This is a genomic window from Halorubrum alkaliphilum (genome assembly GCF_017873815.1).
GTDB classification, from domain to species: domain Archaea; phylum Halobacteriota; class Halobacteria; order Halobacteriales; family Haloferacaceae; genus Halorubrum; species Halorubrum alkaliphilum.
The window spans coordinates 20,508-28,976 of the sequence record NZ_JAGGKQ010000030.1; the positions used below are offsets into that span (position 1 = coordinate 20,508).

The window sequence follows — 8,469 nt, forward strand, 5'->3', positions numbered from 1 at the left end:
TCGAGCAAGCCCGTCATCGATACTCCGAGATCGTACGATACGGGACGTAGTACCCAATTTCATCGATCCAGGTCGACAGCCACACGTCAGCAGTCGCTTCATCAATCTTTCCAGCATCGATTGCAGCCAACAGAACACCGACCGACCCGACAACGGTCACGCCCTGGTCTTTCGCAAACAACCGGGCATCTCCGTCGTCTGTGAGCAGTCGACCGTCGTGTGCGTCGGCGAGGGCGAACGCCTGTGCTTCCCCGGGATCAAGATGCCCACCAACAACGGCTTCTCTGTTTGCGACAGTATCCGAAATCGTCGCGACTGGGATTTCGTTATCAAGCGTATCGAGTGCTTCCTGGAGATATGGGTGGTTATCAACGCCGTGTTCGAGCTCCTCACGAACGACTGGTACCGTACAGATTCCAGAGAGGTCAGCAACTACCCACAGCTGATCGATGTACGCAAAATTCGAGAGGACAGTCGTGTTCAGGACGCTCGGGTTCGCTGGAATATCATCACCAGTCATTTCGCACGTGACTCCTCGTCGTCCGAATCCTCATCACCGAATTCGAGTTCGCTTGCTGCCTCTACCTCATAGGCTGCGTCGTCTTCGTCAACGAGTCCGAGACGGAGTTCGACGCCGTGCTCACGGAGGATATCACGCATTGTCCAGCGGTCGACATCAGCGAGTCTCGCAGCATCACCGAGCGTGATCCGCTCTCGTTCGTAGAGAGCCACCGCAGCTGCAATACGTTCGTTCTCGTGGTCCTCGAAGTATTCACGCACGAACTCTCGCAATGCATCGCTCTTGCCACCAAACACACCAGCCTCAACAGCACCCTCGATGAGGAGGTCGAGGTCGTCTGGATATGACCCGGTGATTCGTGCCATCGTTCTATCCCAGACTACGTCTTCATACTATTTATGAACTACGCCAGAATACCATATGCATTGAGAAGGCCGGTCTCAACTACTGACCCCATTGGGAAGTTGAGACTACAGCGGGTATAGCGGGGCTGTAATGCGTAGATTTGACCGATTCGGTAAACGGGAACTACCTCAGATCGTTCTCCAAGCGGCCATTCTTGTTGAACTGATAACACCATAGCCGAATTTCGGCGACTTCCGACAGTGTTGCCACTCAGATGCTGCGCTAACCTAGGCTGAGGGCTTTATTACCCGATTCCTGTTTCCTTCTTCAGCAGCGTCAGCGTATTATCGGCCGTCACGATCGGTGCATGCTCGTACTCTCCAGTCAATTCGACCTGCACAAGCAGGTCCACCGCTCGCTAGATCGAGTACAACAAACAGGCGAACGCGAAGTAGAAGAACCGCAACCCGAAGTGCTTCAACGTCGTGGCGGCCATGAACCGCTTGATCGACTTGTACCCACTCTCGATCTCCCACCGGTAGCCGTACTCTGTGAGGTGCCCGCTCCCTCGATTCGTCATAAACACCGAGTACTGCCGGTGATCGTCGTGCTCGGAGTCCTCTTTCCGCCGGTAGATCAGCGTCGTCTCGTGCCATTCGTTCTTGCCGAGATGGAGCTTGCGATCGGTTTCGTATCGGTCCTGGTCACGCTGGAGCAATCGCTTCGCCTGAGCCTTCTCGCTGGTCTGCATCCGCTTCGGAACGACGTACGAGAGTCCACGCTGACTGATCATCTCCAGAACGTGCTGACTATCGAACTCCCGATCCATCAAGACGTTATCGACGTGAACGAGCTCTTCGGCGGAGTCAAGCAGATCCTCAACGATTTCCAGTCGTGTCTCCCCCTTTCGGACGGGGCGCGCGTCCAGCACGATTGGGACGGCATTGCCAACCAACTGGACCGTCGCCCATTGGTAGGCGTACTCCTCGGTGTTCTCTTTTGTCCCGATGATCTCGTCCTCGTGCCCGGTCCTGTCGCCGGCGAAAGGATCGGCTTCGGTGATATTGATTGCGACGATGCCTGCGCGGAAGAACTCCTCTGTCTCTGCAATCTCGTCGATGAGGTGCCGGATCGCCTGTCGGTACATCTCGCGAGTCTGCTCGATAGAGAGATCGCGAATGTGGCTGCGGTGGGCGTGTCCGAGTGGTGTTCGATCCCGCGTTGACTCATGAATGTAACTGCGGGCTCCTTCGTTCGCAGCCAGCCGCTCGCGAAGTCCGAGATACGTTTGTAAGTTCCAGTATGCGTTCTCGTGAATCTCACAGCCGTCTCCACGATCCAGCGAGAATGCTGGGAAGATGATGCGACTGACGTAGTCGGTGATTTTCTTTGCCCGCTCCAGAACGGTCCGACCGTCCGGTACTGAGTCGTCTTCATTATCGTTCCGATAGCTGAGCTTCCGCTCTAGTTCTCGTGGAATCTCGATACCCGCCTTCTGGGCCTTGATCAAGATCGTTCGAGCTGCCGTTTGGACGGCCTCGCGTAGGTCGACAGAGAACCGCTCGTGCCAACTGCGCCATACTGTCGATTGATTCGGCATACGCTCAAAACCGAGGTGTCGTCGAAGTGCCGGTCGCTGTTGGAGGAACGTCAAAAGTGCCGTTTCGTGGTCCCAGCCGTGAATCTCTTTGAGCAAGAACAACCGCACCAACTGTGGCATCTGATACCGCGTAGAGCCAAAATATTCGTCATGCGGTTCGAAATCGACGTATTTCAGCGGATACTGACATATGAACTCCGCAATCGACTCGTGGGCGTCGTGATCGAACCAGACTCTAGCGACGGTTCGAATGTCCGATTGGAGAGCGGATACTGAACTCCGGTCGTATAGTGGTGTCGACCCGTATGCAGGCCACTCGACGTGCTGTAACTGTGCGATAGTCCGAAAGACATCCTGTCGCGATTGCTCTGTTGATGACATTAGTCGAGAATAATCCGTCCGAGAGACGCTGTAAGGTCTCCTCGGTCAGGAGGTACAGCCATGCTTCGAAGACAGCTAGGGGACCACGTTGCTATGCGGAACGCGGTCGGATGTTACCAATTGAGGCTACCCCCGCTCTGGTATTCGGTCACCTGCGTCTCGAAGGAATTCTCTTCCTTGTTCAGGTTGACTTACCTGAAGATAGGCGCTAAGGCCCTTTCCTCAACGAGCGACCGGAGGGAGCGAGTAGGGAGGGGATACAGCGTCCCCAGAAATCAAAGATTTCTGGTGTGCGAACGAATCGCGGAGCGATTCGTCAACGCCGTCATCGCCTGTTCATACACCCGGTACACTCGGCCCGCAGGCCAACGGTCCGGAATCTTCATGTCCCTACAAAGTCTATACATCGTCTATGGAACGGTTCGAACTCAACGGCCACGAAGTCGTAGACGGCGACGTTCGCGCCACCGGCAACGGCGCACACGTCTACGTCCCGCGACGGTGGCTCGGCGCTGATGTGAAAATCATTCGCGTTTCCGAACCCGACCAAGACGACGAATAGGCCATGAACTACAACTACAGGTATCGACTCCGACCGTCCGACGCGCTCGAAGAACGGTTAGCGTGGATCGTCGATACCTGCCGGCAGGTCTACAACCACTTTCTCCACCGACTCAACCGAGTAGACGACACGTCGTCCTACTCGGAACAGAAGCGCCTGCCGGACCTCAAGGACTGGTGGACCGACCTCAAGCAAGTCCACTCGAAAGTCCTACAGAAAGTCGTGCAACGACTGTACGACAACCTCTCGACGCTTCGCGGCCGCAAAGAGAAGGGCTACCGCGTCGGGACGCTCAACTGGAAGGGATCGGGAGAGTACCACTCGTTCACCTACAGTCAATCCGGCTTCGAACTCAAGAACACGAGTGGTCGGACGCGGCTGTGGCTCTCGAAGGTTGGCGAGATACCCCTCACCTTCCACCGCGACCTCCCCGACGACGCCGAGATAAAGACCGTCACGGTGAAACAAGAGCCGACGGGCGAGTGGTTCGCCACCCTCGGCGTCGAAACGCCGAACGACCCACCTGCGAAACCCGATGAGTTGGCCGACGTAGTGGGTATCGACGTGGGTATCCTGAAGTACGCCCACGACACCGACGGAACGGTGGTCGAGTCGTCGGACCTACGCGACGAGCGAGAGCGGCTGGAACGCGCCCAACGCAACCTCTCGCGGAAAGAACACGGCTCGAACAACTGGGAGGAACAGCGCAAGACCGCCGCGCGGCGGCACGCCGACCTCCGCCGGAAGCGCCGCGATTTCCTCCACAAGCTCTCGAACTACTACGCCCGGGAGTACGACCTCGTGGCGGTCGAAGACTTGGACGCGAAAGGCTTGGTCGAACTCCCCGGCAACTCCCGAAACCGCGCGGGGGCGGCGTGGGGAACGTTCCTGCGGATGCTCGAATACAAGTGCGAGCGGGAAGGCACGCACTTCGTGGCGGTCGAACCAGCGGGAACGACCAAGGAGTGCGCGGCGTGCGGTATCTCGACGGACAAGCCGCTCTGGGTCCGCGAACACTCGTGCCCGTCGTGCGGGTTCACCGCCGACCGGGACTGGAACGCGGCGTACAACATCTTGGTACGCGGTCTAAAGCAAGTAGGGACGGGCTGTCCCGAATCAACGCCTGCGGAGACTGCGCTCCCTACGGGGACCCATTCGGTTCCTGCAAAGCGCGTCGTGGAAACAGGAAGCCCCACCCTCAAGGAGCGAGCCGCGAGCGCGGCGAGCGAGTAGGGTGGGGAGGAAGTCACATGGACCACTCTATCATACCGGCCGATGGGGGATCAGCTCTCACAGGCCTTACATTCGAGGATGTCTCGGCTGAACTTCTGTGCGGCGTTCACGCTGTGTTGGTAGTAGAGACTCTTCACCCCTTTCTTCCAAGCCTCGATGTAGAGCTGGTTTATCTCCTTGACGCTCACTTCGCTCGGATCGATCGAGACGTTCAGGCTCTGTGCCTGATCGATGTGTTTCTGCCGCTGCGCTGCCTGGTTGATGATCGCCATCTGTGGGATCTCGGCGAAGGTCTTGAACACCTCCTTCTCCTCGTCGGTCAGGCAGTCGAGGTGTTGCACGCTCCCGTCGTTCTGTGCGATGCTGTCCCAGACCTCGCGTTCGTCTCTGCCTCGCTGTTTCAGTATCGCCTCGAGGAACCGGTTCTTCTGCGTCGATTTTAGCTTCGCACCGTCGCGGACGAAGTAATTCGATTTCAGCGGTTCGATGCTCGGACTGACCTGCCCCAGGATGACACTGCTGGATTTCGTCGGGGCCACGCTCATCGTCGTCGCGTTCCGGCGACCGTAGCCCTCGAGCACCTCCGGCTCGCCGAACTCGTCGGCGAGCCGACGACTCTCCTCGTAACTTCGCTCCTTGATGGTGCGGAAGATTGCCTCGTTTTTCTCCATCGCCTCCATGCTGTCGAACGGAATCATCTCGCTCTGGAGGTAGCTGTGCCAGCCGAGGACGCCGATGCCGATCGCCCTGTGCCGTTTCGCAAACCGCACCGGGCGATCCATGAACTGCGTCCCCTCCGCCTCTTGAATAAACTCCTCCATGACGGTATCAAGGAACCGCGTCAGCGTTTCCACTGCGTCGGTATCCTTCCACTCGTCATAGTGGAGCGCATTCATCGATGAGAGACAACAGACGAAACTCTCATCTGGCGTGGCTGGCAGTGCAATCTCGGTACACAGGTTGGAGGCATTGATTTCGTAGCCCTTGTCCTTGTAGACCTGTGGCTTACCTTCGTTCATGTTGTCCCGGAAAATGATGTACGGGACACCGATGTTGATCCGCGCCTCAATGATTTCTGCCCACGTCTCTCGCTTCTCCTCGTCGCCGTCGACCATCGCCCGGAACCAGTCGTCACCGATGATAACGCCGTAGTAGATGTCCTGTACGGGGTCGCCCTCGGTCTTGATGTTGAGCCACTCGTCCAGGTCGTCGTGTTCAACGTCTATGTACCCCGCGAACTGGCCGCGCCGCGTCTCGCCCTGGCTGACGACGTTGATGATCGTGTCGAACAGCTCGGTGAAGCTGTAGCTTCCGTTGCTCTTGCCGTTGTTCGTGATCGGGCTGCCTCGGGGCCGGATCTCGCCGAAGTACCCGCTGGTCCCGCCGCCCAGCTTGGTCATCTCGCCTACTTCGGCCTGCGTGTAGAGGATGCTCTCCATGTTGTCCTCCATGTAGCTACCGAAGCAGCTGATGGGCAGGCCTCGGTCCAGACCGAAGTTCGACCACACCGGACTCGCGAGGCTGTAGAAGCCCCGACTCATGTAGTCGTAGAACTTGTCCGCGAAGCCGTCGTCGTCCAGGATCTCCTCGGCCCGCTCCGCGATCTCCCTGACACGCTCCTCGGCCGTGACACCCTCGATCAGGTACCCCTCGTCGAGGAACGCTCGGCTGTCCTCGTTCAGCCAGTAGAACGGTTCCTCGTGCTGCTGGTTGACCTCGTCGAGTGCTGGTTCTGTTTGTGCCATCGTTAGAACATGTCCTCCGCGGTGATGCTCTGTGCGTGTTTGTTGTACGTGGTCGACCGCTTGCTGAAGAAGTCGTTGTCCTTCGTCATCATGATGTCCTCGTCGAACCACCGTGTCTCCTCGAGCAGGTCATCGTCCGGGTCGAATATCGGCTCGACACCGACGTTCTCGAGGCTCTGGTTGAACCGGTCCCGCAGGAACGCGTCGACGTGCACCCGGGGAAGAAACTCTAGTTCGCCCTCACCGAAGATCCAGTCCAGTATCTTCATCTCTGCCTCAAACGCCTGCTGACAGGCCGCTTGGACCTCTTCTTCGAAGTCCTCGTCGAAGAGATCCGGATTCTCCTCGCGAATCATCTCTACGAGTTCGACACCGAACAGTCCGTGAATCTGCTCCTCCTTGCTGGTCGCTTCGACGGCGTTCGCGATCCCCTTGAACTTCTTTTCGTGTTTGTCGAAGCTCGTCATGATGAGGAACTGCGAGAACAGCGAGACGTGCTCGACGAACGTGGAGAACAGCAGGAGACTCATCACGTACTCCTGTGTGTCGTCGCTCTCGCTCTTCTCGAGGTACTCGTCGAGGTAGTCGATCCGCTCCTCGATTGCGGGGACGTCGGTCACCTCCTCAAAGTCCTCCGTGATCCCCAGGATGTCGAGGAGGTGGCTGTACGCGTCCATGTGTCTGACCTCGCTCTCGGCGAATGTCATGCCGACGTTCCCAACCTCCGCTTTGGGCATCTCGTCGTAGATTTCTGCCCAGAAGGTCTTGACCTGGACCTCGATCTGCGCGATAGCCAGCATCGTCCGCTTGATGACGGTCTTTTCGGCCGGAGTCGTGTTGACCTTGAAGTCCTGCACGTCTCCCGAGAAGTTGAACTCCGTGTGAACCCAGTAGCTGTTCCGTATCGCGTCTTTGTACTCGATGACGTCGGGGTACTCGTACGGTTTGAGCTGCGTTCGTTCGGAGAAGATGTCGGTCTCCGGATCTCCGCCTGTGGTTTTGTTTTCAGTCATTGGCACGTACTCCGGAGGAATCGTCCTCTGTTGGTTGGTTTCTGTTTCCGTCGTTCTCTGTACGTCTGGACGTGGGCCATGCTCGCCCGGTCAAGAATTGACCGAACATTCGTTTGATCTGCGTATGTTTGTGTCATAGTGAGCTGTTCGAGGCTTCGAAGTCATCAAGTTCTGCATCCAAGACTGCATCAAGTTCTCTCAGGAATTCCTGCGGCTCAGAGAATGCTTTGTAAACGGAGACAAATCGAATGTAGGCTACCTTATCGAGCGTGCGGAGGTTCTCAGAAACGAGTTCGCCGATGAGACTCGAAGAGACGATACGTGCCTCTCGACCTTGCAGTTCGCTCTCGATATCGTCGACGAGAGCAGTCACTGTTGTCTCGGTTACATCCCGCTTCTCAACGGCTCGCTCGATCCCTGCGCGGAGTTTCTGTCGGTCGAACGATTCGATGGTTCCGTCGCGTTTTTTCACTTGGAGGGACTCCCACTCCGGACGTTCGTAGGTCGTAAAGCGGAACGAACAGCGTTGACACTCGCGGCGCCGTCGGACGGAGGTTCCGTCGGCACTGGTCCCTGTATCGATGACGCGTGTTCGCTCGTTCCCGCAGTCTGGGCAGTTCATAGTTGTCACTGCTTAATCCTCTAGGATCTTAACCCTATATGTGGTGTCTCTCGATTTTGACCGCAATATCTGGTGGTGAAGGCTGTCACATAAAACTTCCCCAATAGAATTGATGTAGTACAATTAAAATTGATTGGTGGGGTGGATGATTGGGATCATATGCATTGAGAACACCAATCTCAACTACTGTGTGCCGATCGCCACCGGTGGCGTATTTCCCTCAGTCTGCTTAGCAATTCCCTAGATGCAAAGGTATAGCTACCACAGATGTGCTTTAGCGATTACGTCGATGAACGCGAGATCATAGTCCATACTTCAAACTCCACAAAACGTCGACCACTTCAAGATGATCAGTAGTTGGATAGCAGTTCCATGTCGAGACGATTTCGTAGCAGTCTCATAGATCGTTCACTACTGCTGAATTACTGTGTCGCTGGGGAGTCGCGGA

The 8,469-nt window shown here is 56.8% G+C and carries 7 protein-coding genes and 1 pseudogene; 2 read left to right on the forward strand and 6 right to left on the reverse strand.

What is annotated here, in order from left to right; translation table 11 throughout:
• Positions 1–13 precede the first annotated feature (13 nt).
• The 3 genes and pseudogenes from J2751_RS13840 to J2751_RS15635 all read right to left on the reverse strand — a co-directional run bounded on the left by J2751_RS13840 (position 14) and on the right by J2751_RS15635 (position 2,846).
• Entirely contained in the window at positions 14–520 is a 507-nt protein-coding gene (locus J2751_RS13840; RefSeq protein ID WP_007992719.1) for a hypothetical protein, read from the reverse strand.
• Positions 517–885: a UPF0175 family protein gene (locus J2751_RS13845; RefSeq protein WP_007992717.1), complete on the reverse strand. Its 369-nt coding sequence runs from the start codon at positions 883–885 to the stop codon at positions 517–519. The genes J2751_RS13840 and J2751_RS13845 overlap by 4 nt, the downstream gene beginning before the upstream one ends.
• Before the next feature lie 284 nt (positions 886–1,169).
• Positions 1,170–2,846, reverse strand: a pseudogene (locus J2751_RS15635) (transposase).
• A gap of 412 nt (positions 2,847–3,258) precedes the next feature.
• Between J2751_RS15635 and J2751_RS13855 the strand changes: the two are divergent.
• Together J2751_RS13855 and J2751_RS13860 are read left to right on the forward strand one after the other, a co-directional pair.
• Positions 3,259–3,408 (forward strand): DUF2080 family transposase-associated protein, encoded by a 150-nt coding sequence (locus tag J2751_RS13855; RefSeq protein ID WP_209486872.1) that lies wholly within the window; start codon positions 3,259–3,261, stop codon positions 3,406–3,408.
• Positions 3,409–3,411: 3 nt separating this feature from the next.
• Entirely contained in the window at positions 3,412–4,641 is a 1,230-nt protein-coding gene (locus tag J2751_RS13860; RefSeq protein WP_209486874.1) for an RNA-guided endonuclease InsQ/TnpB family protein, read from the forward strand.
• Between the two features lie 50 nt (positions 4,642–4,691).
• Here the strand turns inward: J2751_RS13860 and J2751_RS13865 are convergent, their stop codons facing one another.
• The 3 genes from J2751_RS13865 to nrdR form a co-directional block, all read right to left on the reverse strand.
• Entirely contained in the window at positions 4,692–6,386 is a 1,695-nt protein-coding gene (locus J2751_RS13865) for a ribonucleoside-diphosphate reductase subunit alpha (protein ID WP_128904688.1), read from the reverse strand.
• A gap of 2 nt (positions 6,387–6,388) precedes the next feature.
• A complete protein-coding gene (locus J2751_RS13870) occupies positions 6,389–7,399 on the reverse strand; it encodes a ribonucleotide-diphosphate reductase subunit beta (protein ID WP_209486876.1) in 1,011 nt (336 codons plus the stop codon).
• A gap of 133 nt (positions 7,400–7,532) precedes the next feature.
• The gene (nrdR, locus tag J2751_RS13875; protein ID WP_128904686.1) at positions 7,533–8,021 is read right to left on the reverse strand and encodes a transcriptional regulator NrdR; all 489 of its coding nucleotides are present in this window, start codon (positions 8,019–8,021) and stop codon (positions 7,533–7,535) included.
• Positions 8,022–8,469 lie beyond the last annotated feature (448 nt).

Excerpts from the sequence above, each read along its gene's own strand:
- J2751_RS13865 (WP_128904688.1), bottom strand. The coding sequence starts at position 6,386 with ATGGCACAAACAGAACCAGCACTCGACGAGGTCAACCAGCAGCACGAG.
- J2751_RS13870 (WP_209486876.1), bottom strand. The coding sequence starts at position 7,399 with ATGACTGAAAACAAAACCACAGGCGGAGATCCGGAGACCGACATCTTC.
- J2751_RS13845 (WP_007992717.1), bottom strand. The coding sequence starts at position 885 with ATGGCACGAATCACCGGGTCATATCCAGACGACCTCGACCTCCTCATC.
- J2751_RS13860 (WP_209486874.1), top strand. The coding sequence starts at position 3,412 with ATGAACTACAACTACAGGTATCGACTCCGACCGTCCGACGCGCTCGAA.
- J2751_RS13840 (WP_007992719.1), bottom strand. The coding sequence starts at position 520 with ATGACTGGTGATGATATTCCAGCGAACCCGAGCGTCCTGAACACGACT.
- J2751_RS13855 (WP_209486872.1), top strand. The coding sequence starts at position 3,259 with ATGGAACGGTTCGAACTCAACGGCCACGAAGTCGTAGACGGCGACGTT.
- nrdR (WP_128904686.1), bottom strand. The coding sequence starts at position 8,021 with ATGAACTGCCCAGACTGCGGGAACGAGCGAACACGCGTCATCGATACA.